This is a genomic window from Waterburya agarophytonicola KI4, assembly GCF_020640915.1.
GTDB lineage: Bacteria > Cyanobacteriota > Cyanobacteriia > Cyanobacteriales > Xenococcaceae > Waterburya > Waterburya agarophytonicola.
In genome coordinates, this window is sequence record NZ_JADWDC010000002.1 from 5,832 (window position 1) to 31,671 (window position 25,840).

Here is a 25,840-nt window from a genome sequence, read left to right on the forward strand (position 1 = left end):
CTGCTGCGCAAGGGTCTACACCCGCACAAGGGTCTACACCCGCGCAAGGGTCTACTGCTGCGCAAGGATCTACTGCTGCGCAAGGGTCTACACCCGCACAAGGGTCTACACCCGCGCAAGGGTCTACTGCTGCGCAAGGGTCTACACCCGCACAAGGGTCTACACCCGCGCAAGGATCTACTGCTGCGCAAGGTTTTGCCCCAGCACAAGGTTTTGCCCCAGCACAAGGATAAGCATTTACACTACCGAAATTATTGGGAGTCCCTGCTAGTCCGAAAGTAATGACGGATGCTGCTGCAATAGTTGCTAGATACTTAAATTTCATTAATACTTAATTCTCACTAAAATACATTTACATTTTGTATGATTAGCACGATACTAACTAATCAAAAGAGTAGATTACTTAATAACTCGATAAAAAACAGTTTATTCATAAAATATTTAGATTTGAATATCAAAAAATATAACTGTCGATCGCGCTTTGTTGTTTTACTCAATATACAAACTACAACAGAAAGCTTAAAACTAAATTAGAGAAAAATTAGATAATATGATTTTACTAGCTATTTCATTTGAGAGCTAATTAGTATTTTCTTCTGCTCCATAAGCACCGCCACCAGGAGTTTCTATCACGAAAGTATCTCCTGAATACATTTTGACGATCGCTTGGCTATCTAGTTTTTCAATAGTATTATTCGATCTTTTGATATAGTTGTTACCAGGTTTCCCTGGCTGTCCTTCTATTAAGCCAAAAGGTAAAACTCGACGACGATTGGATAAAATGCCCGCAGTCATTTCTTCTCGAAAACGTATTTTTCTGACTACACCGTTACCTCCGTGATTTAGTCCTCTGCCACCACTATTTTGCCGAATACTAAACTCTTCTAGAAGAACGGGAAAACGCAATTCTAATATTTCAGGATCGGTAAGAAGTGAATTGGTCATTTGGGTTTGCACCGCATCCGTACCATTAAAGTTTTTACCCGCACCCGAACCACCACAAATAGTTTCATAATATTGATACTTGTCGTTGCCAAAGGCGAAATTATTCATCGTTCCTTGGGAAGCAGCCATAACACCCAGTGCGCCATAAAGACAGTCGGTAATATTTTGGGAAGTCTCCACGTTACCCGCTACTACCGCAGCAGGATAGCTTGGATCGAGCATAGAACCAGGGGGAATAATGATTTTTAGGGGCTTGAGACATCCTGCATTGAGGGGAATATTATCTCGTACCAAAGTACGAAATACATATAAGATTGCAGCCTGACACACCGCAGTAGGAGCGTTAAAATTATTATTTAGTTGACTAGAAGTACCCGTAAAATCGATCGTTGCTTGAAGATTTTGACGATCTATAGTTATTTTTACTTTTATAGTTGCGCCATTATCCATGGTACAACTGAATTCACCATCTTTTAAAGATGCGATCGCGCCTTTGACTGCTGTTTCGGCATTATCTTGAACGTATTGCATATAAGTTGTAACCGTATTTAAGCCATAGCGATCAACTATATCTAGAAGTTCGTTTACACCTCGATTATTAGCAGCTATTTGGGCTTGAAAATCAGCAATATTTTGGTCTGGATTGCGAGCAGGATAACTACTATTAGTCAGTTTATTTCTAACAGCTTCTTCTTTGAATTTACCCGAATCAACTAATAAGAAGTTATCGAACAAGATTCCTTCTTCTGCTATATTTTTACTATTTGGCGGCATCGAACCAGGAGTAATGCCACCAATATCTGCTTGGTGTCCGCGAGATGCCACAAAAAAAACTGGTTTTGCTATGTCTTTTCTGAATACTGGAGTAATAACTGTTGTGTCTGGGAGGTGTGTTCCTCCATTGTACGGATTATTAGATAGATAAACATTCCCTGGCTTGATCGTATCTCGTAGATCTGTAATTAAACTAATCACACTGGCACTCATCGAACCGAGATGAACGGGAATATGCGGTGCATTTGCTACTAATAAACCATCGCGATCGAATATGGCGCAAGAGAAATCTAATCGCTCTTTGATATTGACTGAAGTGGCAGTATTTTGCAACACAATCCCCATTTGTTCGGCAATAAATTGATAGAGATTGTTGAATATTTCCAAGCGGACGGGGTCGCAAGACATAAAGTATAAGTATAAGTAGCAGGTTTAAATATATATCTATATCCCAAGGATGATTTTGATCTCTGGTTAATAGAGAGATAATACCCTCCAATCAACAAAATACTCAACGGCACTAAATATTTGTCTATTGTTGAAAAAAACAATAGTTTTCTTAACTAATATATAGTCATTCAGCTTTCAAAATCAGGAGTTTTAATATGTCTGAGTTTAATGGTGTGATGATGCAGTACTTTCATTGGTATAACCAACCCGATGGTAGTTTGTGGAATCAACTGGCAGAAAACGCTGCGGATTTGGCCAAAATTGGTGTCACTTCAGTTTGGCTGCCTCCAGCATATAAAGGTACTGCGGGTGGCTACGATGTGGGTTACGGTGTTTACGATATATTCGACCTAGGAGAATTCGATCAAAAAGGCTCGATTAGAACTAAATATGGTACAAAAGAAGAATATATCAATGCCATCAAGGTAGCTAAAAAAGAAGGTATTCGCATCTATGCAGATGTAGTGTTAAATCATAAACTTGGAGGAGACAAAGAAGAAGAAGTCGAAGCAACACCCATGAATCCCAACAATCGTCATGAAGCGATAGGGGATCTGCAAAATATTAAAACTTGGACGCACTTTACCTTTCCAGGGCGCAATGGTAAATACTCTAGTCTAGAATGGCATTGGTGGCACTTCGACGCCGTTGATTATAATGCCTATGATGGAGATGCTAATGCTGTTTATTTGTTTAAAGACAAGCAATTTGACGACCAAGTAGATCTAGAAAAAGGATCGTTTGCTTATCTAATGGGTTGCGATCTAGACATGGAACATCCCGAAGTACGAGGAGAACTCAAGTACTGGGGTGAATGGTATATAGATACGACTGATGTCGACGGTTTTCGTTTTGATGCAGTTAAGCACGTCAAAGCAGGATTTTTTCCCGAATGGTTAAATCACGTTAGAAAATATTCAGGCAAACCTTTATTTGCAGTAGGGGAATATTGGTCTGATAATATCGAAGCTTTACACCATTTTATTAGTACTACTGGTGGAGATGTAGCTTTATTTGATGCACCCCTGCACTATAACTTTACTGAAGCTAGTAAAACAGGTAACGACTTTGATATGCGTCAAATATTTGACGGCACCCTAGTTAAAGACCAACCTACTTTAGCAGTAACCTTAGTTGAAAATCACGATTCTCAACCTCTACAATCCCTTGAATCAGTCGTCGAAGCTTGGTTTAAACCTCTCGCCTATGCCTTGATTTTATTGAGAAGAGATGGTTATCCCTGTATTTTTTATGCAGATTACTATGGCGCGCACTACAAAGACAGCGGGAAAGATGGGCAAGAATATGAGATCTTTATGGACTCTCATAAGTGGCTGATCGATAAATTTCTGCAAACACGCCAAGATTATGCTTATGGAGAGCAATATGATTATTTTGACCATGCAAATTGCATTGGTTGGACAAGGTTGGGCGATGAATCTCATCCAGGGGCAATAGCTGTAGTGTTAAGTAATGGTGATGCAGGGACTAAATGGATGGAAGTAGGTCAAGCAAACCAAAATTATATTGACTTAACCGAACATATCAAAGAACCTATTACTACTAACGATGAAGGTTGGGCAGACTTTCGTTGTCTGGCAGGTTCGGTTTCTGTTTGGGTTCCCCAATCATCCAATTAAGAATGAATAATACTTAAGAGCGACTTTCTTAGTGAAAATTATTACTTGATCTAAGTCTTTTGTTAGATGTAACTGAGGTCTAATTAATAATATTTTAAAACTAGGTAATAAAAGTTTTAAATAAAAGTAAGGAGTGCCTTAATGCTGTTAAAAAGCAAAAAAGATGATGGTTTGGTTGAAATTGCTTCGCTAGAAGAATTAATCGATCCTTTTCAAGATAAGGTAACTGGACAGACCCAAGCGGGTCAAAACGAACAACCTCCAGAACCCTTTGCTAAAAAAGATTTGATATTTCCTTCGGGAGAAAATCTTCCTCTTTGTTGGCTTGATAGTGATTATAAATCAAAATAGTTTTGATTATTAGATTGATAAAAAAATGGTGCTGTTTTATTTGAAAAATTGAATAGCACCATTTATTTTTATTCATCTTTAATTATTATCATTAAGTTGCAATCTCTTTCTAATTAATAATCAAAGACCTATTGATTGCTTTTTTACAAGCGATCGCTGCTTTAAGTGGTCAGAATAAGATGTGTCTTGATTTAATGACTCTCCAATGGATTTACACACTTCGTAACTACCAACTGTTGCTAGAAGACGACCTTGGAGATAAATACCCCATCGTTTATCTTCAGTTTCCCTAAATTCGTATGCTCTGCTAGACATAATTACTTGATAATTGCATAAAATTAGCTTAATTGTAGATACTTAAGTATTTATGCTCATCTATCTTTAGTTTAACTTCGAGATTGACTAAATTTTGGAGTTGGTGGATTGAGGTATGATTATTTGACTTGCGATCGCTAACAAAAAATATACAGCAATTCTCAGAGCTATGAGGTCAGATACTTTGCCCTTTTCCCAAACACAACCAAGGTATACCTCGCAAGTACGAGAAACGCTGTAGATGATTGTTATGATTTTTAGGATTTTTTATTGAAATTAAGCTCACTATTAGGCTGAAGCCTAAATAAAGTAATTCTAAGGGATACTAAGCTGCTTCCCACATATCTTTGATTTTTCCTGGTAAGAATTCAGCTACTTGCTTTTTGCTGTCTTCAGACAATTCTTCTTTGGTAGCAGAAAAAACAGCATTAATCACTTTTGTTCCAGTTGTTCCACGAGGTAGTCCACCTTCTTTTTCAATGCGTAAAATGAAAGTGTCTGCATCAAATTTTAAAGGGGGACGAACTTTGCTTAACCAAGAAACCAAAGGATTATCATCTTTCCATAAATCGGAGATTTCATTCTGCAATCTTTTGTTTGTAGCGTCTTCTTCTATTTTGTTGTGTAGTTCGGCTTCAATTGCTTGAGAAGCTTCTTTCGACATTAGGTCGCGCATGGTGCGATAAACTAAGTTAGTCAAGTCTCTAGCATCAAAAATATCGGGTAATTCAGCCTTGAGGGCTACTTTTTCGAGAAAGGGTGTATATTTATCAACAATAGAGGTAGAAACACCCGTTCTAAGAGCTTCAGGGGGATTTTTTTCCATGCGATCGAGCATTTTTTCACCTTTTTCGGTCAATTCTGCTCGTTTGAATCTAATGAGGTGGGGCAAAGGACCATCAGGTGCGCCAAAAGTGTTAGCAACGCGAAAATCTATTTCATCCTCATCAATTAGATTGGGTACATCTTCTTGTCTGGCATAGGCATTTCCAGAGAAGTCTGCATTAATATATTGTTTTTGATTGAGGTAATCTAAATGACCGAGAAAATCAGATATAGTAAGATTGCGTCCTGTAAAGTCTGTTGACTGAAAGTCTACTGAATGTTTTCCTTTGTCATCTTTTTGACCAATTTTTTTGAGCAGGATGTACATAACATCATCTTTCAGAGCTATAGGCATATATTTATTATCTTCTTTTGATACAGATTAAATCTTATTAGAATTTGATTAAGCTGCACATCTACTTTAGGGACAATATCTATTTATAACTTTTGATAGATTTGGTTTTGGTATCCTACTCGATCTAGAGGATTTTGTAGGGTGTAATACAAAATTTTGTTTGGCACAAAGCCTAATATAATTTTAGTTTGATAGGGATTGGTCTTAATTTAACTTTTTTGGTTCTGGCGATAAGATAAAGCATTATTTTTTCTCAAATTTTACTAACTATTTTCAACTAAGGGATGGATTTTGTCTCCAACTGTAAATTTAATTAGGTAAGCATTATGTTCTTGAAAAGTTTCACAAATCGCTTGAAAACCATTAGTACTTCGATTATAAAGTATAAATTTACAATCCCGTATTGGGTAAGAATTGCTACAGAAAAGCCTAAATGCCTTTACTATTTTGGTCCTTTTAGCAGTCGTACTGAAGCCAAAGCAATGCAACACGGATATGTAGAAGATTTGATTGCAGAAAAAGCAATAGGAATTGGAATTAAAATTCAACGCTATTTGCCAACACAATTAACTATTACAGAAGAGGAATCGTTGGTTGAATGATTTCGATCGCGACTTCTTTTTGAGAATTTTAGCTCTTTGTTTTTGATGTTTTTTTCTCTATTTCAGACATTTAAAAAAAAACCGTCGTTGTGTTTTACTTTCTTGGTTCTTGTTGATATTCTTAAACCTTAATTCCTATCAAAAACTTAGCTGTTAAACTAGACGAAGTTTATGTCTATCCCCTTCGACGCGGAATCTGCTCAAAAACGGATTGATCGACTATGGTGTCTTCCTGCCAGCTTTGGTATGGAAAGAAATGCCTACCATAACTATCTTAATGAAATAGTGAGCGATCGCTATGCTTTAATAAATGGCTTACAGTTATTAAGAGACGAACTACAATTCGCTGCTGCTAGCCCTACGGATATGCACATTTGCGGGGCAGATCTTAGTTTACCCAGTGTGGTAACTACTTTAGCCTATACCAACTGCGGCGATCGCATTCATCAAGGAGAGGTAACTAAACGCTACCGAGATGTAGTCGCATCCCGCTTTGCTACCCTATCTGAAATTGGCGAACTCAAACTAGAGGCATTTTTTCCCGCAGGTGGCGGTACGGATAATGGGGCTACTTTAGCTCACGTCACCGTCGCCCATCAAATGGACGAACCCCTAAGAAGAAAATTATACGAAGGGAATCCCCAATCAATAGTATTGGTAGCAATTGACCTCAAAACCCACGTAGGGCGTTTAGAAGAAGAGGGCGAAAGGCGCATTTATGGCAAAACTCGCGAATCTCCTTGGCGAGAACCCCGTCATGCTTGTGGTGCAATTGTGGGGGCATTGTCTGATTATCATCCCCATAATATGATTCATCGACGTATTAGGGATGACTTGGGAGAAACTAACTTTCAATATTTATCTAATAATAAAATTATGACTGATAATGGTACAGATATTACGATGGCTGTAGCTGCTGCCATTGTGGCTATTCGCGGTATACGCAACACAGCCATGGCAATGACCCAAGAAATTGACGAACGAGGTGTAGCCCATCTTACCGCTAGCACTACGGTTAATCGTCCTTCTAGAGATGATTTAGTAATTTATCTTGCTAGGGCAACGGTGTTTAATGGCAAGGTACGCATACAAAGCTTGGGTACAAAAGCACAATTGTATAGTGGTAAGTTGGTCAAGTATGCAGGAGAGAAGCGACTCCAATTGACTTATGGTGATTTGGATGGAGAAAGTTTGCCTGTAGAAGAAATTGCTTACAAAATAAAACCTTCAGGTTTATGCTGATTTTCCTCAAGATTAACTTGAAATAAGTTATAAGTTATTTAGTGTGATCGAAGGTGTTCTGGGTTCTATGTTTGAGAGTATTGACTACTGCTTTACCTCTAGCTATAGCATTTTCGACGCTAGGATAAATACCTTCAAAATTATGCAGTATGTTTTCTTGGTTCATAATACTGAAATGGTATAAATTACCAGAACAATGACATACCATTAAACTATAGTCTTCAATACCAATTAGAGCTTTGATTTTCATTAATTTAAGATCGAAATAAATTTTTTATCTTAGTTATATTTCCCCATCGGTCGCCTATTCTAACTTTCACAACTGATTTCATCTACTCTTTTAGCTAGATATGCTAGTGTTTTTTGTTGATTTTTGTTAGGCTGAAACACCGTATATAGTGTGAAAAAATTAAGATTAATTATATGACTTCCTTTTTATCAGAATCTAAGCCAATGTCGGCAAATCCCATTTTCAATCCTGGTGGGGACGACAAAGTGGAAAATCGTTCTATTTGGTTTGGCAACACGACCAATTTAATGCAGTTAAATGATGTTCGCTATTCCTGGGCGACGGGTTTGTATCAACAGATGCGGGAAAACTTTTGGATTCCGCAAAAACTCGATCTAACCCAAGATGTAACCGACTATTGGAATTTGACAGTGAAAGAGCGTCGGGCATATGATGGCATCTTGAGCTATTTGACCTTTCTCGATTCAGTGCAAACTTGTAACATTCCTCATATCAAAAGTTGTGTCACTGCGCCAGAGGTAAGCGTATGTATGGCAGAACAAATTTCCCAAGAGGGGATGCACAATCAAAGCTATCAATATATTATTGAGACGGTGATACCAGGCGATCGCCGTAGTAGTGTTTACGATTTTTGGCGTACTGATAAGGTCTTAGCTGATCGCTGTGAATTTATTGCCAGCATATATCAAAAGTATGTCGATAATCCCACTCCTGAGAATTATTTTGTCTCTTTACTGGCAGATTATTTGTTGGAGGGAATTTATTTTTATAATGGTTTTATTTACTTTTATAATTTGGCTTCGCGGATGCTTATGCCTGGTAGTGCTGATATTTTTAAGATGATCAATCGTGATGAATTGAGTCACGTCAGACTCTATCAGAAACTTCTTCCAGAAGCGATGCAACTATTTCCTTATTCTGTAGAACAAATTTATGAAATGTTTGATACTGCCGTACAACACGAATGCCGTTGGACAAATCATATAGTAGGAGACAGCGTGTTGGGCATCACCGATACTAGTACCGAACATTACACCAAATATATGGCTAATTTGCGCTTACGCTCGATTGGTCTTGACCCATTGTATTTGGATGAGAAATATAAGAAAAGCCCTTATAGACATCTAGAAAGATTTTCAGACACCAAAAAAGAAGGGCATACCAAGGCTAACTTTTTCGAGGCTGGCGTTACTTCATATGTGATGTCAAGTGGTGTTGCGGGATGGGACGAGATTTAAGCAAAGCAAAGTACTCAGTAAATTCAACTAAAATATGTTCAAATGCTGACTTAAACATCAAAAAAATCAATCATACAATCAAATAATTAAATGTTATTTAACGGGCGTGGGAACGCTCTTTTTTTTATTGAGCTAGATTTTTAAGAAAGAAGTATGTATTTATCAATACAAAATATCTCAAAATGGCTAGATTTAAAGAATCATAGAATAGCTGTTGTTGTCCAAAATAGTAGATTTTGTAATTCAATTATTTTCAATTGTTTTTTATTAGTCAATCTAAGCCCCATTAAGATTATTTTTAGCTGGGAAAGTATTTCGAGAATAAAAAGATTAAGTGTGGCATAATTTTCCTAAAGATAAAGATTAAGTAAAATCTAGGATAATGCCTTTAAGATTTAGTGAATACTGAGATGTAAACACGGATCTTTTTGTATTGTAGATTGAGATAGCTAAAAATTATCTTAGCTTTCCGTCATTAGAATGAGCATTATTAATTATTGTCGCTTCTAGACATCAGTAGATTAACTTAGGTAAAAATATTTATAGAGTAATTCAGTTGGCTAATGTTTAAGTTATTTAAAAATCTTCTTCCTGCTGAATCTGCCAAGGAATCTGATTCTGCGATCGCAAAACTAGATTCGGATCTGGTAACTTCTGAATCTGGTTTATCAAAGTCTTGGGAAACACGCATTGCCCAAGCAGATGATTTGTGGAAACAGGGAAAACTAAGTGAAGCCTTGGCAATATACGGTTTGGTAATTGAAAAGAACCCTAATTTGCCAGAAATTCGGCAGCGTTTAGCAGGACGTCTCAAACAACAGGGAGATTTAGCCATAGCTTATGAAAAGTTAGCCACGGAGTTGAAAAATCAAGGTAATGTAGAACAAGCTGCTAACTACTATCGTCAGGCAATTCACATCAAAGCGATGACTGGAAATACCAAAGAACATTTGCTCAGATCTGGTATTGGTAGGATTAAAAAGACTCCTATCCCTTTGGCTAGTCTCAAAGAAGCTGCCTTTTCTTTTCAACCTCTAGCCAATATTAATTCGGGGTTAGTTAAAGTTCCCTCCCCTCAAAGATTTGATGCGAATATTACAGTAGAATCTGACAACACATCCCCTTCCTTTCCCAACCGCCTGAAAGCAGTTAACCCCGAACAAGCCAGAGATATTGACTGGGAAACAGCACAGGTCTATTTACAAAAAGCATTAGATCACCTAGAACAACAAGAGTGGTCGCAATCAGCCCTTGCCTGCAAGCAAGCTACCACTATATTGCCTCACATGGCAGAAGCCTATAAAGTCTGGGGGAATGCTTTACAAAGAATGGGCAAAACTGGCGAAGCAATGTCTTGCTATGCCAAAGCGGTAGAAATTAAGCCCAATTTAGCTGAAGTATATGCTGGACTAGCAGATATTTATTTCGAACAAGGTAAACTACAGCAGGCAGTTAAACACTATCAAAAAGCAATTATCATCAGACCCAGCCCGCAAGTATATCGAAGTTTAGCCAAAGTTTGGCAGGGGTTGGGAGATCTCGAACAAACTCGCTTCAATATTAGCAAAGCTTTGGAATTAGAGTCGCCAAATCAAACCACAGAAACCTGGGAAACAAGTGCCGATCCAGAAATTGTCACGGGGAAACAACCCAAATCTATTCGCTCGGTGGAAGTTTATTGCAGTATGGCAAGACAGCTAGAACAGCAAAATGAATGGCAACAAGCAGCAAAATATTATCGTAAAGCCTTAGATATTAGTATGGCATTACCAGCTTTACCTGCTTCGAGCAAACCAGAGCAACCAGTCAAGGTGGATTTAATTAAGCCCGCAGAAATTCTCCCAGACAAAACTTTAGATGACAATAGGGCAAACAGTCCCCAAACTCAGCTAGATCGAGCAATCAAACGCTATTATAAACAAGCGAAATTGCAGCCCAATTCTCCTAAAATTCATACGGATTTAGGAAATTTATATTCTAGAAAAAGACAATGGCAAGAAGCAATGGCTTGTTATCGTAAAGCTATTAAGCTTAAACCGCGATATGGTAAAGCACACTTAAATTATGCTCGGGTTTTGCTCAAAATAGGCAGACAAGCAGAATTTATACGGGAAATGCAGTTAGCTTTGGGCATACAGCCTAAAATAGGTTCGGCATTGGATCGTTTTAACTTGGGTAATGCTTTGGTCGAGCAAAGTCAAGAGCAACAAGCAATTGGCTTTTATTACAAAGCGATCGTTCTCAATCCTAAATTTATCCAAGCCTATCATCGTATGGCAGAAGTCTTGGGCAAACAAGATAAACACCAGCAAGCGATCGAGTTTTTGAAGCAGGGAATCGAGCAAAACCCTCAAGATGCAGAATCTTTTTATTTTTTGGGTCAACAGTTCGAGTCGATTCAAAATTGGGATAATGCGGTCAAAACCTACAGCAAGGTGCTGCAACTAGATCCAAAATTTCCTGGGGCATCCCAGAAGTTAAATCGCGCCTTGGCAGAAAAATTAAAGCAGAAAAATTCAAACTGAATCAAAAATAAAGACCTTTAGTTCAAATTGATTTGCCTGATGATAATTTTTGCAAGTCTGGCATTAATTGGGCAAAAGCGATACCACGATGACTAATTTTACCTTTAGTCGATGGTGACATTTGGGCAAAGGTTTGTTGGGCAGAGGGTACGTAAAAAATGGGATCGTAACCAAAACCGCCATTTCCTTGAGAAGAAGTTAGTATTTCTCCTGGGCAAATGCCTTCTGTTTCTAAAACAATTTTACCGTCAGGACTAGCGATCGCGATCGCGCAAATAAATTTTGCCTGTCTATTATGGGTATCTCCCAATTCTCTCAATAGGCGATCTATGCGTTCTTGATCTGTTTTGCCATAACGAGCAGAATAAATGCCTGGCGCGCCGTCTAGGGCATCCACTGCTAAACCAGAATCATCGGCAATCGCCCATTCTCCCAAAGCTCGGGCGACTTCTCCCGCTTTGAGACGAGCATTGGCAATAAAAGTCGTTCCTGTTTCATCTATATCCAATTCCGCAGGTTTTAATGCTAACTGCCAGGGTAAATCGGTGAGATATTTCTGCATCTCGGTTAATTTGCCAGGATTTCCCGTCGCGACTATGAGTTTTTTCACTATCGAATAGTATATTTTAATTTTTAAAGTTTACAGGCTTGAATATTTAGCTGGTTGTTTCTCTTTCATTATCCTGCCAAGCTTTGGTACAGACAATATATAATTCCACCCCAAATTCATCAGACTGAATTGTAACGGGGAGAGAACGAAATTTAGAACGGGAAAATAACTTTTCTAAATCTTCTGCCGAACGATAAATCGAGTGCCATTCGAGGATATGCTCTAACAAAAGGCGATCGGGATTGGCAGCGTGAAAATTACCCAGAATAATCGTTCCATTGGGCAATAGGCGATCGTAAATCCAATCCATAATACGAATTAATTCGCGATCGCTGAGATAGTTCGCCATGCTGACACTATAGATCATTTGCTGGGGCGGGATATCAATGTGGCTATAGCCTTCTGCCAGTAAAAATAGATTATCTTGAATAAAAGTTAGGCGATCGCGAAAACCCCATTTGTGAGCCACATTAGCAGCAGCAGCAAGGTCTTGGTGGTTGAAATCAACACAGGTAACATGGGCATTGGGGGGAGCAGTTTGGAAATAGAGGTCTAAAATTTCTGATGCCGCACCGCTAGCTAAACTAGTAATAGGCATCGGATAATCCGACGTCCAAGTTTCTTGTAATTGTTTGATAGTTTGGGTGATGATACCCCCGCGATTTTTGAGAGCCAAACAAGTGGGTAGATTGCGAATCCAACGGTCTAGATAAATGCCCAGATATCCGTCCCCTTCTGGCTCGTTTTGAGAAAGCAATCCGATGATATAAGAATCGCTGGAATAGTTTCCTGGTTTGCGAAAAGCGCGATCAAAAAAACTACTCAACATATAAAAAGGAAATGTCTCGCGAAAGATATAAGTTCCGATCGCTTTTTGGATCTTTGGCTCGCAAATTATTTGCTCCCGCAAGGAGCTAATGAGCATATTGCAGGCTTTATTAATCTGTTCTTGAGCATCGGGTTCGCTAATATTTTTGCCACGAATTGCTTGCTCGATAGTTTGGAGATTTTCTTTAAACAATTCTGTCTCCCCAATCAATTCGGGAGGAATAGCATCTTGTCCTATCTGCCCCGTACGCTGGATGTCATATTCGGGAGCTACCTGGGTTCTTCGCATCAAGTGAGCTACCAACGCAGTAGTTTGTTGCAATCGATTAGAAAGATTGTGCGCCAAAGACTGATAAAAACGGTCTGATAGTCCAGGTACAGAAGTCAGTAGAGAATAAAGATTCTGCTCGCTTAAGACACAAACTTCTACTTCTTCTTGGGCAACTACCGCAGCACTAGTGGGAACACTTTCTAAAAAAGACATTTCGCCAAATATGTCTCCTGGTTCTAAAAAAGCGATCGCTACATCCCTACCCGATGCTGCTCTTTCTACCCGCACGATTCCTTTCCGCACTAAATAGATTGCCCCAGACAAACGACCTTCTTTAAGGATTGTTTCTCGCTGCTGATAGGTGGCAACTTGGGCTTTTTCCAATAAAATGTTGTAATCTTCGGCGGTTAGGTATTTTAGTTTGCTGTTCATTTAATATGGATTCTCCGTGCTGCACCCTAGTAATAGTTCCCAAATTCTTCGTTATTAAGATAAGAATTGACAGTCAGATAAATTAGGGCGTTGGGCTTGATGATGAAACAATCTTTTCAAGGCTGCTTGTCTTCTCTGGGGAGATTCAGTAGCTAGATTCCAGAGACTTTCATAAAAGAAAAAAGATATTCCAGCAAACTCATGCTCGCGAGCGATTTTAACCTGCTTGTTAATTTTGTGCCACAGTATGGGGCGACCTTTTAAACCAGACAAAACCCCGATACCAACGGGGATATGTGCTTTTGCTGCCAACAGTTCTGGGCTTTCTAGTTCTTTGATAAAACTGTCGTTGCGATCGCGATATATTTGAACGATTAGTTCTTCGATCAAGCCTTTGCGTTCCCAGGTATACCAATCCATCAGAAAAGAATTGAGGGAAAAATGTTGGGGGTTGGGAGACACAGAGATAATCGCCTGGGGATTATGACTTTTGAGTTCGTGAAATAATCTTTCTACATAAGCGGTAATTTTATCTGCTCGCCAACGAACCCATTCAGGATCTTGATAGTCTTCTGGGGGAGATTGACCGTCGTGTTCGCCTCGATATAGCTCGACTGTATAGTCGTCATAACCGAGTTCGGCAGGATAGCCAAAATGATCGTCTAGCTGAATTCCATCAATATCATAATTACTGACGATCTCAACCAATAAATCGGTCATAAATTCTTGTACTTCGGGACGGAGAGGATTTAACCAGACTCGTTGATGTACGTCTCCTTCCCACCAGATAGTGCTACCATCTTGCCGACTGGTCAACCATTGGGGATGACGTTGGGCTAATTCTGAATCAGCAGGAGCCATAAAACCAAACTCAAACCAGGGAATTACGCTCATCTCTTTTTTATGTCCTTCACTGACAATTTCGGCGAGAATATCGCGATTTTGTAGCCCTTCTGTGGGGTCGAGATTTAAACCCGTGACCCTTTTTGATACTTCTGACGGATAAAGAGTATAGCCCCAATTCCAAACTGTTGGATAAATAGTATTAAAGTTAGACTCTGCTAAAAGTGAAATGGCTTCAGAAGTCCTGTCACGATCGAATAAAACATCGCTGTCAATGTTAGTCAGCCATACTCCCCGTAACTCTCTGGTTTTAAGATCCTTTGAGCAAATTTGCTCGACTCCATTATTTAAGATTGGCTGAGAATTCCCAGGAAAAGGAGTAATAGCCACTAAGGTTAGAGCTAAAATAAACAAAAAAATCAACCAAGAGACGCGACCTCTTTCTTGACTAAACTGAACTAGTTTATTAGCAAAGATATCAAACGAACGAGCAATACTTTTTTTCATCAATGCCTTAAAATCTATAGGATATGGCGATTATAACTGCTTATTTTTTAATCATTTACCTTTGTTTATTCGCCTGTCGATCTATTTATCTAGCCAAGTCGTAGTCAAAAATATTATCTCATGTATGTTCGCGATGCAAAAGAAGCGGATTTGACAGCAATTGTTGATATTTATAATCAAAGTATTCCCAGTGCCAGAGCAACTGCCGATACCGAACCTGTCACGGTAGATAGTAGGCTTAATTGGTATCGTAACCGTTCGAAAAACCGTCCTTTATGGGTAGCCATAAATAAAACAGAAATCGTCGGCTGGCTGAGTTTCCAGAATTTCTATGGTCGTCCTGCATATTTACATACGGCTGAGATTAGTATTTACGTGGCGACAGCATACCACCATCAAGGAATTGGCAGGGAACTTTTAGCCAAAGCGATCTCTTTTTGCCCAGAAGTAGAATTAACTACCCTTTTGGGTTTTGTTTTTGCTCACAATCAACCCAGCATCAATCTTTTTACCCGTTATGGTTTTAGCCAATGGGGTTATTTACCCGATGTTGCAGTACTCGATCGAGGGGATAAACTGGAAGGCAATACTGCCCTAAGTAGTTTGCTTATTCTTGGTTTGTCAATTAACTAAGAGAATACACTCTTAGAACTACTAGCCACGCCACCGAGATCGAGGTAGAATTTTTCTGCGATCGATAAAAATTCTCTTCATTAAATTGTTTGAGATCGAGTTCGCTATAGAAACAATTAAAAATACTCAGCCGACTAGTGAAAACTGACTATGCTTGCCAAAAGAATATTGCCTTGTCTGGATGTTAATGCAGGAAGGGTAGTTAAAGGAGTTAATTTTGTTGACCTCAAAGATGCAGGAGACCCTGTAGAATTGGCAAAAGTGTATAACGATGCTGGGGCGGACGAATTAGTATTTCTTGATATTACTGCCACTCACGAAGATCGCGGTACGATTGTCGATGTTGTTTATCGTACTGCCGAACAGGTTTTTATTCCTCTGACAGTTGGAGGGGGAATTCAATCCTTAGAGAATATTAAAATTTTGTTACGAGCAGGTGCGGACAAAGTTAGCATCAATTCCGCAGCAGTAAGAGATCCAGACTTAATTAATCGGGCGAGCGATCGCTTTGGCAAACAGTGTATTGTGGTAGCGATCGATGCTCGCAAACGAATGGATATCGACAATCCTGGCTGGGATGTATATGTTCGTGGCGGTCGAAAAAATACTGGGATAGATGCGATCGCTTGGGCAACAGAAATGGCGACCAGAGGTGCAGGAGAGCTATTACTAACCAGTATGGATGCCGATGGAACTCAAGCTGGCTATGACCTAGAATTAACTCGTTCTATTGCCGAACAAGTGGAGATTCCTGTAATTGCTTCTGGAGGTGCGGGCAATTGTCACCATATTTATGAAGCTTTAGATCAAGGTAAAGCGGAAGCTGCTCTTTTGGCTTCTTTGTTACACTTCGGGCAATTGAGCGTTCGAGAAATCAAAACTTATCTTCACGATCTCCAAATTCCTGTCAGGATTACTTGACCTAATAATCTTTAGTAAAGCTTAAATTATTGTCCATCTATCCCAAGCAGTAAAAATTGTATACTAAAATGTATAAAGTTTACGTTTCTTAAAAAATGCTGATTCCAATTCTCATATTTGACGTTGCGCTGGTGGCATGGTCGCTGCATTTGATGCAATCGGCTTTGGATCGGCAAGAATTTTCGCTCATGCTTGCTGGAACATTAGTCGCCCTGTCTGCTGGTGCGATGTTAGTGGTATACTTCATCATTGGAAACTGTCTAAGTCGTCTTAGTTAAATTAATAACTTCAAATCAGATGATGTTGTTGTGATATTATTTGTATACTCGGGGCATTAACTCAGTTGGTAGAGTGCTTGCATGGCATGCAAGACGTCAGCGGTTCAAATCCGCTATGCTCCATTAATGATGAACTATAAAGCTATAAATTTGTATTTAACCGAGCTTTCCTGATAATAAACTGCCACACAGTTTCCTGATGAGTAATAATATCGGCTCTACCTTCCATACCTAATTGTAGAGAGCATTGTTTACTACCTTGAGCTAAAACTAAACTATCTGGTGCGATGGTAACTTCATAAACAGCCTTGGTTGAAGAAGTAAAAGGCAAAATATTATGATTACGATCTACATTTAGAGCATCGGGAGAGATTTTACTGACAATTCCTGAAAGCGTACCATAATCAGGATAGGGACAGGCAGAGATTCTGATATCTACTGGTTGTTCTAGTCGAACTTTACTAATATCTTGGGGTGTAATTTGGGCTTTGATTTCTAATGTCGAGTTACTAGGAACAATTTGGGCAATTTCTTCTCCAGCTTTTACAGTTTGTCCTGGGTTTCTTAAATTGAGTTTGACAATAATACCGTCAGCAGTAGCCACAATATTAGTTTTGGCTAAGTCTCTTTCTAGTTGTTTTAATGAAGAGCGATCGCGCGATAATAATTTATTCGTTTCAATTTGTTGTTGAATTAATGCTTGCCTCTCTTTGTTTAAAGTTGCTAGAGTAGACCTACCTGAAGCTTGTTGTTGGGCAATGTTTTCTGAGGCAATTTCCACTTCCGCATCGCTAGGATTTAAGGCTGTCTGAACTCGTTTTAATCTGGCTTGGGCAGTATTGTATGCTGCCTGTTTTTCTGTTAATTGTAATTGGGAAATTGCCCCACTATTTACCAGTTGTTGATATCTACTTAATTCATCTTGGGCGAGTTTTAGGTTTGCTTGGGCTTCTTCTACTTCTGCTACCGTGGTGATTTTTCGGTCTTGATATTCCCGCAAACTACGATTGTGTTCTGCTCTAGCAGAGGCGAGATTACGGTCGATTTTATCAGTTTCAGCTTGAATTTGACTTTCTAGGGCTTCAATTTGGGCTTCAATTTGGATTAATTGTAGTTGGGCTTGTTGAATATTGGTTTGCAGTTGGGTTTTTTGGGTTTCTAGCTGAGAACTATCTAAAGTCGCAATGATGTCTCCCTGTTTCACTGGTTGGTTGATTTTAGTGGAAATATCAATAACCGCAGCTTCTGCCGGGGCTTGTACCAGTCTTAATTCTCCTGCTGGACGAACTCTGGCATCTCCTTTAACTACAATTTTGTATTGAGTCACAGTTGCCATTAAAGTAGCAATGACGATCGCACTAGCCGTAACCAAACCACCAAGAATTGTCCAATTACTCACCGAAGGTAGTAATTCATTGGCTTCAATAGGAACTAACGTTCCTTTGGTAATTTGACGATCTACCTTTACTATAGGTGCAGGTATGGTGGGAACAAGATTTAATTCCTGATCAGAATTTTGTTTTGCTTCTGTCAAAGTTGCTTTGAGGCGATCAACCCAATTTTTGCCAGCATCAGATTTGAGTTGAGTTGGAACTTGAGCCTTAGATTTGGTGGTGGAAGCGATAGGAGCAAATTCCACCACTCCAGAAATATCTCTTTCAGTCTTACTAGTTAAACGGGGGCTGATTTGAATATAGCCTTTATGAACTAACGCGATCGCAGATGCTAATTCTTCAACAGGAGTATCTTTAAGTAAATAGCCTTTGCCTCCTACTTGTAAAAATTTACTAACCAAATTTTGACTATCAAAAGTACTCCAGCCAATTAACTTGATTTGTGGATAATTTTGACAGATAATCTGGGCGGTACTGATTCCATTCATCCCAGGCAGAATCATATCCATCAAGACGATATCTGGATTTAGCTCGATTACTCGTTCAAATGCTCCATAGCCATCTTCAGCCGTACCGACTACCTCGATATTGGGTTCTTGTTCTAAGAGATTTTTAAACTCTTCTCTAATACTTTTTTGATCATCGACAATGAGAATACGAATCACGAGAGATCACTCCTGGTCTCAAATGAAGCGATAACGAGATAAAACCTATTATCTCATCGATCTAATTCTTATTGTTGGGGATAAATATGACATCAATATGTCATGGGATAATTGTAAGACTTTTAAAAATAGGTTTTACTTTAACCGCGTTATTCTAAAACTAGAAGCAAAAAATATCTTTCCCACCATTAAACAACAAGATTAAATGCGATCGCACTTGATCAATATAATACAATTAAAATATAGAATCATCTTCAATCCATGCAAGCATATAAACTACAGGGCAAGGTCAATAGCGATGGTAAATTAATTATCACAGAACCTGCAAATTTAACTCCTGGTGATGTGGAAGTGATTGTATTGCAAGTAAGCGAAAATTCACCAGATTTTCTGACTGAAGAATATGAATTATTAGCAGAAGAAGGGTTAAAAGAAGTTTACGATCGAGAACCAGAGGGACTATGGGAACAATGTCTTGAAAGTTAAACAACGAGACATTATTTTAATTAAATTTCCTTTTTCCGATCTGACTGGTGCAAAAGTTAGACCTGCATTGGTAATATCTAACAACAAGTATAATGTGTCTAATTTAGACACTGTTGTTGTTGCAATGACATCAAATATATCTCTATCAGAATATAAAGTTTTTGTTGAAAATAAGGATTTAGAAAGTGGTAATTTACCTTTAAAAAGTGCTGTCAGAATTGACAAACCATTTTCCGTCTTACAGAATAAAATATTGAAAATTCAAGCGAAATTAAACCAAGCAAAATTTGCAGAAGTTAAAAAGACAATATTCAAATTAGTTCAGTAAAAAACCCAATTTACAAAGAGAAAATAGCAAAATCAAAGATTGACGCGATCGCTTGTTTCTTGGTTTTTGGGTGAGGTGCGATCTCTAAACGGAATTAATGCAATGGGAAAAACTCCTTACACGAAAAAGACTAGGTAAGAATGAGTCAGAAGAACTAACAGAAAAAACCCGCACTTGTTTTCAGCAAGATTATGATAGATTAGTCTTCTCTTCTCCTTTTCGTCGTCTAAAAGATAAAACACAAGTATTTCCTTTATCAAAACATGACTATGTTCCTACTCGCTTGATTCATAGTCTTGAGGTATCTTGTGTAGGTCGCTCTTTAGGAAGTTTAGTTGGAAGAAAAATTATTGAAAGACATCAAAAAAAATTAAAGGGTTTTGATGCCTCCGATTTTGGAGATATTGTTTCTGCTGCTTGCCTTGCCCACGATCTTGGTAATCCTCCATTTGGTCATGCTGGAGAAGGTGCTATTGCTAAAGCTTTCGAGTTGTGGGATAACAAAAATGAGCATAATTTAACTGATGCACAGAGAAAAGACTTTAAAAAATTCGTGCCAAAGCTATTAACAAACTCGTATTAGAAATAACAGACATTTTTATTGACAAAGAAAATGATTTACTAGCAGGAACTTTTGACACTGATTTGATATCTTTAAGTAGATACGCTGACTGTCTTAAAGAAATTCAAAATAAAACTAAAGATAAAGTTTTTAAAAATCCAAAAATAGTTAAAATTGAAATTGCAGGATATGAAGTAATAAATTATCTTTTTGATAAATTTGTTAATAGTTTCTTAGAAGACAATCAACAAAAATATCGTTTTGAAAATATACTTCCTATTAAATATCGTCCAAAAAAAGGCGATAGTTTATATAGTAATATAATGCGCGTTACTGACTATATTTCTGGTATGACTGATACCTATGCTACTGAGCTATTTCAACAACTTCATGGTATTTCTTTAAATTAATCTTATTCGTTTCTTTCCAATTCCAACTCCTTAACCCCAGCAATAAAACTCAAATGTACCCCTGCTTGTTGGCGTAAATCTGCGGGTGTCCCTTGGATGCTTAGATGTCCCTCTTCTAACATCACGATCCAATCCGCTAACTGCACTACACTAGGACGATGAGAGATCAGGATGGTAGTTTTTCCCTGACGGTGGGATAAAAGATTGTGTAATACTTTTGCTTCACTTACAGGGTCTAATCCCGATGTAGATTCATCTAAAATCAAAATAGGTGGATCGGTAACGATCGCTCTGGCTATGGCTAGTCTTTGTCTTTGTCCTCCTGACAGGTTTGAGCCGAATTCCCCCAACACTGTTTGATATTTATCAGGTAACTTGCTGATAAAATCATCCGCTTCGGCAATTTTACAGGCTTGCACGATGGATTCAAAAGGTATATGGGGCGTACCTAAACGGAAGTTTTCGACAATAGATCGACTCCAGAAATGGGCATCTTGGGGAATTAAGATTACTTGCTGACGCAGAGATGCTAAAGATAAATCCGATAAGTTGTAATCTCCCAAGCGGATATTGCCCGAAGAGAGGGTATATAAACCTGCAATAACTTTTGCCAGGGTACTTTTCCCACAACCCGACTGTCCAATGAGGGCAATTACTTTCCCCCCAGGCATAGTTAAATCAAAGTCTTCTAATAATTCGATTCTGCCAGGATAGCAAAAGTTAACTTGGTTGCAGATAATATCGGCATTATCGGGAATAGTGACAAAGGGTTTCTTATCCTTAGCTGCTATTTCAGGGGTGGAGTCAATCACTTCTGTTAGCCGTTGTGTGGCGGTTTTGGCACGGGCAACACTATCAACAAAACCGATTAAGAAGCTAATTAAGTCCCAGAAGTTTCCGCTGAGGGTTTTAAATGCCAATAATTGCCCGATACTCATTTGTTTATCGATCACTAATAAGCTACCAACCCACAGCAAAGACACACCCCCAATACCAGAAATTAAACTAGAGAAGCGACTATTAATAATGCTGATGCGTGTAGTGGTTAAGCTGTGATTTGCCAAACGACCAAAACGATTTTGAAACTCATCCCAAAATTGAGGTTCGGCAGAGGTGGTTTTGAGGGCTAATGCACCCTTAAAACTTTCTACTAATACCCCTTGATTTTCCGCATCTAAGATTAACAGTTGACGGATTTTTTGTTGCAGGGTGGGTAAAAAGACAAAGGTGGTGAGGGTCATAATTATTCCAATAACCACCGAAATTAAAGTTAGCTGTCTGCTATAAAACAGCATTAAGCCAAAGGAAAATAAAGCAATGAATACCTGACTGGGTAAACTAACTACCAGCTTAGAAATTAAGCGTTTAATGGTTTGAATATCTTCTAATCTACTGACAATTTCGCCACTACGACGAGTTTCATAGTAGGTTAAAGGCAACCGTAATAACTGATGGGCAAAGTCTAAAACTAAACCTAACTCTAAACGTTCGCTAGCATGGGCGACTAGATTTTCTTCTACTGTCCGCAGTATAGTATCAATAATCTTCATCACGATAACTGCGATCGCCACAGAGGTTAATAAACTAGTATCTCCCCTTACCAGCACATCATCGGTCAAAATCTGAATTAAAAACGGGGAGGCAAGGGCGAGTAAGCCGACAATTTGAGCGTAAAATACTGCTTGAATGAGCCAATTTCGGTAGGGTATTACCCGTCTAATAAAACGGAAAAAACCGCTAAATTCATCGTTACTTTGAGCGTTAAACCTTTCTGGATCGGGTTTTAGCAAGAGCATTACCCCATTCTTCCAACCCTCACTAAATTCCCGACGAGAAAGATAGCGAACACCGACTGAAGGATCGGCAATGACATATTTCCTACCTTTCTTACCGTAGAAGACTACCCAGTGGTAGCCCTGCCAATGAATAATTGCTGGCAGAGGTACTTTATCTAGTTGCTGGAGTAATTCCCCTGAAGCTTTACCCGAACGGGCATAAAACCCCATTGCCTCCGTACCCCTCCGTAACCCTAGTAGAGTAGTGCCTAGTTGCCCCGTCCCCACTACCTCGCGAATATGATTCAGGGTAAAGTTGCGCCCGTAATACTTGGCAATAGTGGCTAAACAAGCAGCACCACAGTCTTCTTCGCTGTGTTGTAAGACATTATGATATTTCATCTGGCATAGTACGTGAAAAGTAGCAGAGTTGTGGTTTTCCCTGCTTTAGAAAATTAATATATTAGGTTTTATTGTGGCGGAAAATTATGACATCAATATGTCATGTCATTTATCATTGTTCGATAATAAAAAACAAAAATAAGTAGCGATGCAAAATTAATTACCTATATGTAGAATAAGATAAAACCGCTAAAATAGTGTCTTCATGAGATATATTCGAGATCTAAACCCAGAAAATATCAAGCTACTACAGCGAATCAGTGTGGACGGCGAGTGGTGTAGCTGCGATCGCTCTCTCTTTAATTGCGAATTTTGTTTATTCTTTTTTGCACTGAGATTTCGGTCACACACTGGTAATCAAAATATAGATAGCCTAAAGGAGTAAATCTTATCCCTTGTTATCCCATGTACAGAAAATGTACAGAAAAGTGCTGCTATCTATTAGCTCTATGAGAATGTCTGATGGCGATTTTGTTTCCTTAGTAGCAATCAAATAAACATATGGTTTTGTGTCGATCACAGGCTTGCCTCTAACTAAAATATAACCAAAAGGCACCTCGCTGCCCTAATTTTGGCTAATTAATTGCATCATTTTTTTATACTCTTCTCTCTCGGCATTCCCCCCAGAAGAAAAATTGTGAAAAATATTTGCTTTTGGTACACCATAAGCGATTAACTTTTGTTTGTATTTTGTGACAGCAAACTTGTCTAACGCCGTATCTTCGCTCGAAATCCTGAAATAGCCGTAAACTTCCAAATTCTTTGTATAATTAACTCCAAATCTTATAAAAATCCTACTATACTAGTGACCACTAAAACCAGACAACTCGAAAGGCTGATCTTGATGGCAGAAGACGAGCTAACCAATTACAGCACGGATGCTCGTAAAATAGAAAAGCTGCGACGCAAAATAGGAATATCTGTCACTCCAGCAGAGCAAAAAGAAGTCAAAGCTGCATTACTGGAAGAAATGCCCCAAGGTTTTTTCGGTAAGCTTATCGAAGAACAACGTCAAGCTGTAGCTTTGCCTTTTTGGGGAATTGCAGGATTGGGATTATTGTTTGGCATCTCTTTTCGCCAACCAGTAGACTTTCTTGCTCCTGCTATTGGTATTCCCATTGCTTTCAACGTTCAAAAATGGGGTTGGCAATTACAAGCAAAACGCATTCTGCTCAAAACTTTAGAAGAGATCGAACAAAGAAGCAAACAACCTGCAAATTAAAAAATAAGTAACGAGGATTTAGTCTTAGTCTTCCGACTCTTCTCCAACCCAGAGTGTTGTTAACGCCAAAGTAGCAAAACCGATCGCAGCTAGAGATTTAAGCAATTTTTCTGGTAAAAACTGCGCCACCGCACCACCAGCCAAAACGCCCAAAAAGCTAGCTAGGATCAAGGCGACAGTAGAGCCGATAAACACCGCACGGGGATTATTCGAGCTACCGCCAAGAGCGATCGCTGCCAACTGGCTCTTATCGCCAATTTCCGCGAGAAAGACGGTGATAAAGCTAATTCCAACAAGTTGCCAATCCATATTTCTTTGATCTTAATAAAATTACAGGCTGATAATATCGCTAACTAACCAAGCGGTAATAATTAGAAGCAGAATTGCGACGGATAAATCTAAAGTTTCGGGGGTGAGTTTTTTGGATAGCCAATAGCCGATAGAAACACCGATTAAACTAGTCGCAATCAAAGCTAGGGCTGCCCCTGTAAAGACTACCCAAGGTGCTTGAGACTCTGCACTCATCAAAAGAGTAACAAGCTGGGTTTTGTCCCCCATTTCTGCTAGAAAGATAGTAATAAAAGTAGAGCTAAAAACTACCCAAAAATTATTATGCTGTTGGGGGTTGGGTTTTACTTTTGATGCTTGGATTTCTGTATTTACTTCCAAAGGTTGACTATCGCTAGTTTCCATTCAAGTTTGTGGTTCATTTTGTCCGATTACCGTGAAATAATATTACTCTATCGAGGGAGGATAGGATCGTATTAATAATTCGCAGCTTTTATCGAGATAACACCTATTAAGATTGCTTTTATGCCTTTTTTTGATCGAGACGAACAATTAAATACAGCAGCCAAGGAAATTTTACAAACCACCAGGCAAAGGTTTCCTACTCTAACCAGGGACAAAATAGCTCTTACTTGGATTGTATACGAAGAACCAGTAATCGTTAATACTGGGGGCGCATTATCTGCTGCTGAGTTTTGGCAATATCCCGTCAAAGGCTTTAGCTATCGCGGAATGGAAAGAATTTATCCTGCTAGTGTAGTTAAATTATTCTATTTAGTAGCAATTCAAGAATGGTTAAAAGGAAACATGATCGCCGATTCTTTAGAATTGGATCGAGCAATTCGAGATACCATTGTTGAATCGAGTAATGATGCGACTAGTTTACTAGTAGATATTTTAACAGGAACGACTAGCGGCCCCGAATTACCCGCCCAACCTTTTGAAACGTGGAAGAAACAGCGCAACATAGTCAATCGTTATTATCAGTCTCTCAAGTGGGAAGAATTTGAAAGCATTAATGTCAATCAAAAAACTTGGAGTGATGGGGCGTATGGTAGAGAAAGAGCCTTTTTGGGTGAATTAATGGAAAACCGCAATATGCTGACTACCGATGCAGTAGCCAGATTGTTACACAGTATTATCGGTGGTGTAGCAGTATCGGCAGAGCGATCGCAAAAGATGATGAAGTTACTCAAACGTAGTCTTAACCCCGCAGAGTTTGTCGATTGCGACGGTGAAAACCAAATTACTGGATTCTTAGGGGAAAGTTTGCCCGCCAACGCCCAAATTTGGTCTAAAGCAGGCTGGATGAGTCGAGTACGTCACGACGCTGCATACATCGAAATTCCCAATTTGCCACCCTATCTGCTGACAGTTTTTACTGAAGGTAAAGAAAACGCCCAGAATAGATCTATCTTACCGTTTATCTCCCAATCTATTGTGGAAGCCTTAATATCTTTTCAAAAATAATTA

General features: G+C 38.9%; 25 protein-coding genes, 1 tRNA gene and 1 pseudogene. 16 read left to right on the forward strand and 11 right to left on the reverse strand.

Going from position 1 to position 25,840, the window contains the following annotated elements:
• Both I4641_RS00805 and I4641_RS00810 read right to left on the reverse strand, forming a co-directional pair.
• Positions 1–325 (reverse strand): hypothetical protein (locus I4641_RS00805; RefSeq protein ID WP_229638521.1); only part of this gene is annotated, 325 nt, incomplete at its 3' end.
• Between the two features lie 254 nt (positions 326–579).
• Positions 580–2,127, reverse strand: a complete 1,548-nt coding sequence (locus I4641_RS00810; protein WP_229638522.1) for a hydantoinase B/oxoprolinase family protein — start codon at positions 2,125–2,127, stop codon at positions 580–582.
• Positions 2,128–2,324: 197 nt separating this feature from the next.
• Between I4641_RS00810 and I4641_RS00815 the strand changes: the two genes are divergently transcribed.
• From I4641_RS00815 to I4641_RS00825, 3 genes are all read left to right on the forward strand, one after another.
• Positions 2,325–3,809 (forward strand): alpha-amylase, encoded by a 1,485-nt coding sequence (locus tag I4641_RS00815; RefSeq protein WP_229638523.1) that lies wholly within the window; start codon positions 2,325–2,327, stop codon positions 3,807–3,809.
• Positions 3,810–3,950: 141 nt separating this feature from the next.
• On the forward strand, positions 3,951–4,160 hold the full coding sequence (locus I4641_RS00820; protein WP_229638524.1) for an acetyltransferase: 210 nt from the start codon (positions 3,951–3,953) through the stop codon (positions 4,158–4,160).
• A 131-nt stretch (positions 4,161–4,291) separates the two neighbouring features.
• On the forward strand, positions 4,292–4,453 hold the full coding sequence (locus I4641_RS00825; protein WP_229638525.1) for a hypothetical protein: 162 nt from the start codon (positions 4,292–4,294) through the stop codon (positions 4,451–4,453).
• Between the two features lie 347 nt (positions 4,454–4,800).
• Here I4641_RS00825 and I4641_RS00830 read toward each other — a convergent pair whose 3' ends face one another.
• Positions 4,801–5,655: a DUF2267 domain-containing protein gene (locus tag I4641_RS00830; protein WP_229638526.1), complete on the reverse strand. Its 855-nt coding sequence runs from the start codon at positions 5,653–5,655 to the stop codon at positions 4,801–4,803.
• Between the two features lie 326 nt (positions 5,656–5,981).
• Here I4641_RS00830 and I4641_RS00835 point away from each other — a divergent pair, with 326 nt between their 5' ends.
• The gene (locus tag I4641_RS00835) at positions 5,982–6,257 is read left to right on the forward strand and encodes a DUF1816 domain-containing protein (RefSeq protein WP_229638527.1); all 276 of its coding nucleotides are present in this window, start codon (positions 5,982–5,984) and stop codon (positions 6,255–6,257) included.
• A 171-nt stretch (positions 6,258–6,428) separates the two neighbouring features.
• The gene (locus tag I4641_RS00840) at positions 6,429–7,499 is read left to right on the forward strand and encodes a hypothetical protein (protein WP_229638528.1); all 1,071 of its coding nucleotides are present in this window, start codon (positions 6,429–6,431) and stop codon (positions 7,497–7,499) included.
• A 34-nt stretch (positions 7,500–7,533) separates the two neighbouring features.
• Here I4641_RS00840 and I4641_RS00845 read toward each other — a convergent pair whose 3' ends face one another.
• Entirely contained in the window at positions 7,534–7,749 is a 216-nt protein-coding gene (locus I4641_RS00845) for a hypothetical protein (RefSeq protein WP_229638529.1), read from the reverse strand.
• A 203-nt stretch (positions 7,750–7,952) separates the two neighbouring features.
• Between I4641_RS00845 and I4641_RS00850 the strand changes: the two genes are divergently transcribed.
• Positions 7,953–8,987 carry a ribonucleotide-diphosphate reductase subunit beta gene (locus tag I4641_RS00850; RefSeq protein WP_369426702.1) on the forward strand — a complete coding sequence of 345 codons (1,035 nt, stop codon included), beginning with the start codon at positions 7,953–7,955 and terminating at the stop codon, positions 8,985–8,987.
• Positions 8,988–9,550: 563 nt separating this feature from the next.
• Positions 9,551–11,512, forward strand: coding sequence for a tetratricopeptide repeat protein (locus I4641_RS00855; protein ID WP_229638531.1), 1,962 nt, complete (start codon positions 9,551–9,553; stop codon positions 11,510–11,512).
• Positions 11,513–11,534: 22 nt separating this feature from the next.
• Here the strand turns inward: I4641_RS00855 and rdgB are convergent, their stop codons facing one another.
• The 3 genes from rdgB to I4641_RS00870 are packed head-to-tail and all read right to left on the reverse strand — an operon-like array spanning position 11,535 to position 15,003.
• Positions 11,535–12,122 (reverse strand): RdgB/HAM1 family non-canonical purine NTP pyrophosphatase, encoded by a 588-nt coding sequence (gene rdgB / locus I4641_RS00860; protein WP_229638532.1) that lies wholly within the window; start codon positions 12,120–12,122, stop codon positions 11,535–11,537.
• 46 nt (positions 12,123–12,168) lie between these two features.
• A complete protein-coding gene (locus I4641_RS00865) occupies positions 12,169–13,653 on the reverse strand; it encodes a cyclic nucleotide-binding domain-containing protein (protein WP_229638533.1) in 1,485 nt (494 codons plus the stop codon).
• A 54-nt stretch (positions 13,654–13,707) separates the two neighbouring features.
• Entirely contained in the window at positions 13,708–15,003 is a 1,296-nt protein-coding gene (locus tag I4641_RS00870) for a glycoside hydrolase family 10-like protein (protein ID WP_229638534.1), read from the reverse strand.
• 120 nt (positions 15,004–15,123) lie between these two features.
• On the opposite strand from I4641_RS00870, the gene I4641_RS00875 reads away from it, so the two are divergent.
• The 4 genes from I4641_RS00875 to I4641_RS00885 all read left to right on the forward strand — a co-directional run bounded on the left by I4641_RS00875 (position 15,124) and on the right by I4641_RS00885 (position 16,958).
• The gene (locus I4641_RS00875; RefSeq protein WP_229638535.1) at positions 15,124–15,636 is read left to right on the forward strand and encodes a GNAT family N-acetyltransferase; all 513 of its coding nucleotides are present in this window, start codon (positions 15,124–15,126) and stop codon (positions 15,634–15,636) included.
• Between the two features lie 150 nt (positions 15,637–15,786).
• Positions 15,787–16,557: an imidazole glycerol phosphate synthase subunit HisF gene (gene hisF / locus I4641_RS00880; RefSeq protein WP_229638536.1), complete on the forward strand. Its 771-nt coding sequence runs from the start codon at positions 15,787–15,789 to the stop codon at positions 16,555–16,557.
• Positions 16,558–16,652: 95 nt separating this feature from the next.
• Positions 16,653–16,835, forward strand: a complete 183-nt coding sequence (locus I4641_RS24050; RefSeq protein WP_369426699.1) for a hypothetical protein — start codon at positions 16,653–16,655, stop codon at positions 16,833–16,835.
• A 50-nt stretch (positions 16,836–16,885) separates the two neighbouring features.
• Positions 16,886–16,958 (forward strand) — tRNA-Ala (locus I4641_RS00885).
• A 19-nt stretch (positions 16,959–16,977) separates the two neighbouring features.
• Here the strand turns inward: I4641_RS00885 and I4641_RS24055 are convergent.
• Positions 16,978–18,894, reverse strand: coding sequence for a response regulator (locus I4641_RS24055; RefSeq protein ID WP_229638537.1), 1,917 nt, complete (start codon positions 18,892–18,894; stop codon positions 16,978–16,980).
• A gap of 261 nt (positions 18,895–19,155) precedes the next feature.
• Between I4641_RS24055 and I4641_RS00895 the strand changes: the two genes are divergently transcribed.
• From I4641_RS00895 to I4641_RS24060, 3 genes and pseudogenes are all read left to right on the forward strand, one after another.
• Complete coding sequence (locus tag I4641_RS00895) at positions 19,156–19,380, forward strand: hypothetical protein (RefSeq protein ID WP_229638538.1); 225 nt, start codon at positions 19,156–19,158, stop codon at positions 19,378–19,380.
• Positions 19,370–19,708, forward strand: a complete 339-nt coding sequence (locus I4641_RS00900) for a type II toxin-antitoxin system PemK/MazF family toxin (protein WP_229638539.1) — start codon at positions 19,370–19,372, stop codon at positions 19,706–19,708. The genes I4641_RS00895 and I4641_RS00900 overlap by 11 nt, the downstream gene beginning before the upstream one ends.
• A 97-nt stretch (positions 19,709–19,805) precedes the next feature.
• A pseudogene (locus I4641_RS24060) lies at positions 19,806–20,680 on the forward strand (HD domain-containing protein).
• Between the two features lie 2 nt (positions 20,681–20,682).
• On the opposite strand, the gene I4641_RS00915 reads toward I4641_RS24060, so the two are convergent.
• The gene (locus I4641_RS00915; RefSeq protein WP_229638542.1) at positions 20,683–22,857 is read right to left on the reverse strand and encodes a peptidase domain-containing ABC transporter; all 2,175 of its coding nucleotides are present in this window, start codon (positions 22,855–22,857) and stop codon (positions 20,683–20,685) included.
• 844 nt (positions 22,858–23,701) lie between these two features.
• On the opposite strand from I4641_RS00915, the gene I4641_RS00920 reads away from it, so the two are divergent.
• Entirely contained in the window at positions 23,702–24,079 is a 378-nt protein-coding gene (locus I4641_RS00920; protein ID WP_263858087.1) for a hypothetical protein, read from the forward strand.
• Positions 24,080–24,103: 24 nt separating this feature from the next.
• Here I4641_RS00920 and I4641_RS00925 read toward each other — a convergent pair whose 3' ends face one another.
• Both I4641_RS00925 and I4641_RS00930 read right to left on the reverse strand, forming a co-directional pair.
• A complete protein-coding gene (locus I4641_RS00925; protein ID WP_229638544.1) occupies positions 24,104–24,388 on the reverse strand; it encodes a TMEM165/GDT1 family protein in 285 nt (94 codons plus the stop codon).
• Positions 24,389–24,409: 21 nt separating this feature from the next.
• On the reverse strand, positions 24,410–24,772 hold the full coding sequence (locus I4641_RS00930) for a TMEM165/GDT1 family protein (protein ID WP_229638545.1): 363 nt from the start codon (positions 24,770–24,772) through the stop codon (positions 24,410–24,412).
• 120 nt (positions 24,773–24,892) lie between these two features.
• On the opposite strand from I4641_RS00930, the gene I4641_RS00935 reads away from it, so the two are divergent.
• On the forward strand, positions 24,893–25,837 hold the full coding sequence (locus I4641_RS00935; protein WP_229638546.1) for a serine hydrolase: 945 nt from the start codon (positions 24,893–24,895) through the stop codon (positions 25,835–25,837).
• Positions 25,838–25,840 lie beyond the last annotated feature (3 nt).

What these genes read in the sequence shown, in the direction of transcription:
- I4641_RS00845 (WP_229638529.1), bottom strand. Translation starts at nt 7,749, where the DNA reads ATGAAAATCAAAGCTCTAATTGGTATTGAAGACTATAGTTTAATGGTA.
- I4641_RS00895 (WP_229638538.1), top strand. Translation starts at nt 19,156, where the DNA reads ATGCAAGCATATAAACTACAGGGCAAGGTCAATAGCGATGGTAAATTA.
- I4641_RS00815 (WP_229638523.1), top strand. Translation starts at nt 2,325, where the DNA reads ATGTCTGAGTTTAATGGTGTGATGATGCAGTACTTTCATTGGTATAAC.
- I4641_RS00920 (WP_263858087.1), top strand. Translation starts at nt 23,702, where the DNA reads ATGGCAGAAGACGAGCTAACCAATTACAGCACGGATGCTCGTAAAATA.
- I4641_RS00820 (WP_229638524.1), top strand. Translation starts at nt 3,951, where the DNA reads ATGCTGTTAAAAAGCAAAAAAGATGATGGTTTGGTTGAAATTGCTTCG.
- I4641_RS00840 (WP_229638528.1), top strand. Translation starts at nt 6,429, where the DNA reads ATGTCTATCCCCTTCGACGCGGAATCTGCTCAAAAACGGATTGATCGA.
- hisF (WP_229638536.1), top strand. Translation starts at nt 15,787, where the DNA reads ATGCTTGCCAAAAGAATATTGCCTTGTCTGGATGTTAATGCAGGAAGG.
- I4641_RS00830 (WP_229638526.1), bottom strand. Translation starts at nt 5,655, where the DNA reads ATGCCTATAGCTCTGAAAGATGATGTTATGTACATCCTGCTCAAAAAA.
- I4641_RS00855 (WP_229638531.1), top strand. Translation starts at nt 9,551, where the DNA reads ATGTTTAAGTTATTTAAAAATCTTCTTCCTGCTGAATCTGCCAAGGAA.
- I4641_RS00835 (WP_229638527.1), top strand. Translation starts at nt 5,982, where the DNA reads ATGTTCTTGAAAAGTTTCACAAATCGCTTGAAAACCATTAGTACTTCG.
- I4641_RS00870 (WP_229638534.1), bottom strand. Translation starts at nt 15,003, where the DNA reads ATGAAAAAAAGTATTGCTCGTTCGTTTGATATCTTTGCTAATAAACTA.
- I4641_RS00875 (WP_229638535.1), top strand. Translation starts at nt 15,124, where the DNA reads ATGTATGTTCGCGATGCAAAAGAAGCGGATTTGACAGCAATTGTTGAT.
- I4641_RS24050 (WP_369426699.1), top strand. Translation starts at nt 16,653, where the DNA reads ATGCTGATTCCAATTCTCATATTTGACGTTGCGCTGGTGGCATGGTCG.
- I4641_RS00865 (WP_229638533.1), bottom strand. Translation starts at nt 13,653, where the DNA reads ATGAACAGCAAACTAAAATACCTAACCGCCGAAGATTACAACATTTTA.
- I4641_RS00850 (WP_369426702.1), top strand. Translation starts at nt 7,953, where the DNA reads ATGTCGGCAAATCCCATTTTCAATCCTGGTGGGGACGACAAAGTGGAA.
- I4641_RS00915 (WP_229638542.1), bottom strand. Translation starts at nt 22,857, where the DNA reads ATGAAATATCATAATGTCTTACAACACAGCGAAGAAGACTGTGGTGCT.
- I4641_RS00925 (WP_229638544.1), bottom strand. Translation starts at nt 24,388, where the DNA reads ATGGATTGGCAACTTGTTGGAATTAGCTTTATCACCGTCTTTCTCGCG.
- I4641_RS00935 (WP_229638546.1), top strand. Translation starts at nt 24,893, where the DNA reads ATGCCTTTTTTTGATCGAGACGAACAATTAAATACAGCAGCCAAGGAA.
- I4641_RS00810 (WP_229638522.1), bottom strand. Translation starts at nt 2,127, where the DNA reads ATGTCTTGCGACCCCGTCCGCTTGGAAATATTCAACAATCTCTATCAA.
- I4641_RS00930 (WP_229638545.1), bottom strand. Translation starts at nt 24,772, where the DNA reads ATGGAAACTAGCGATAGTCAACCTTTGGAAGTAAATACAGAAATCCAA.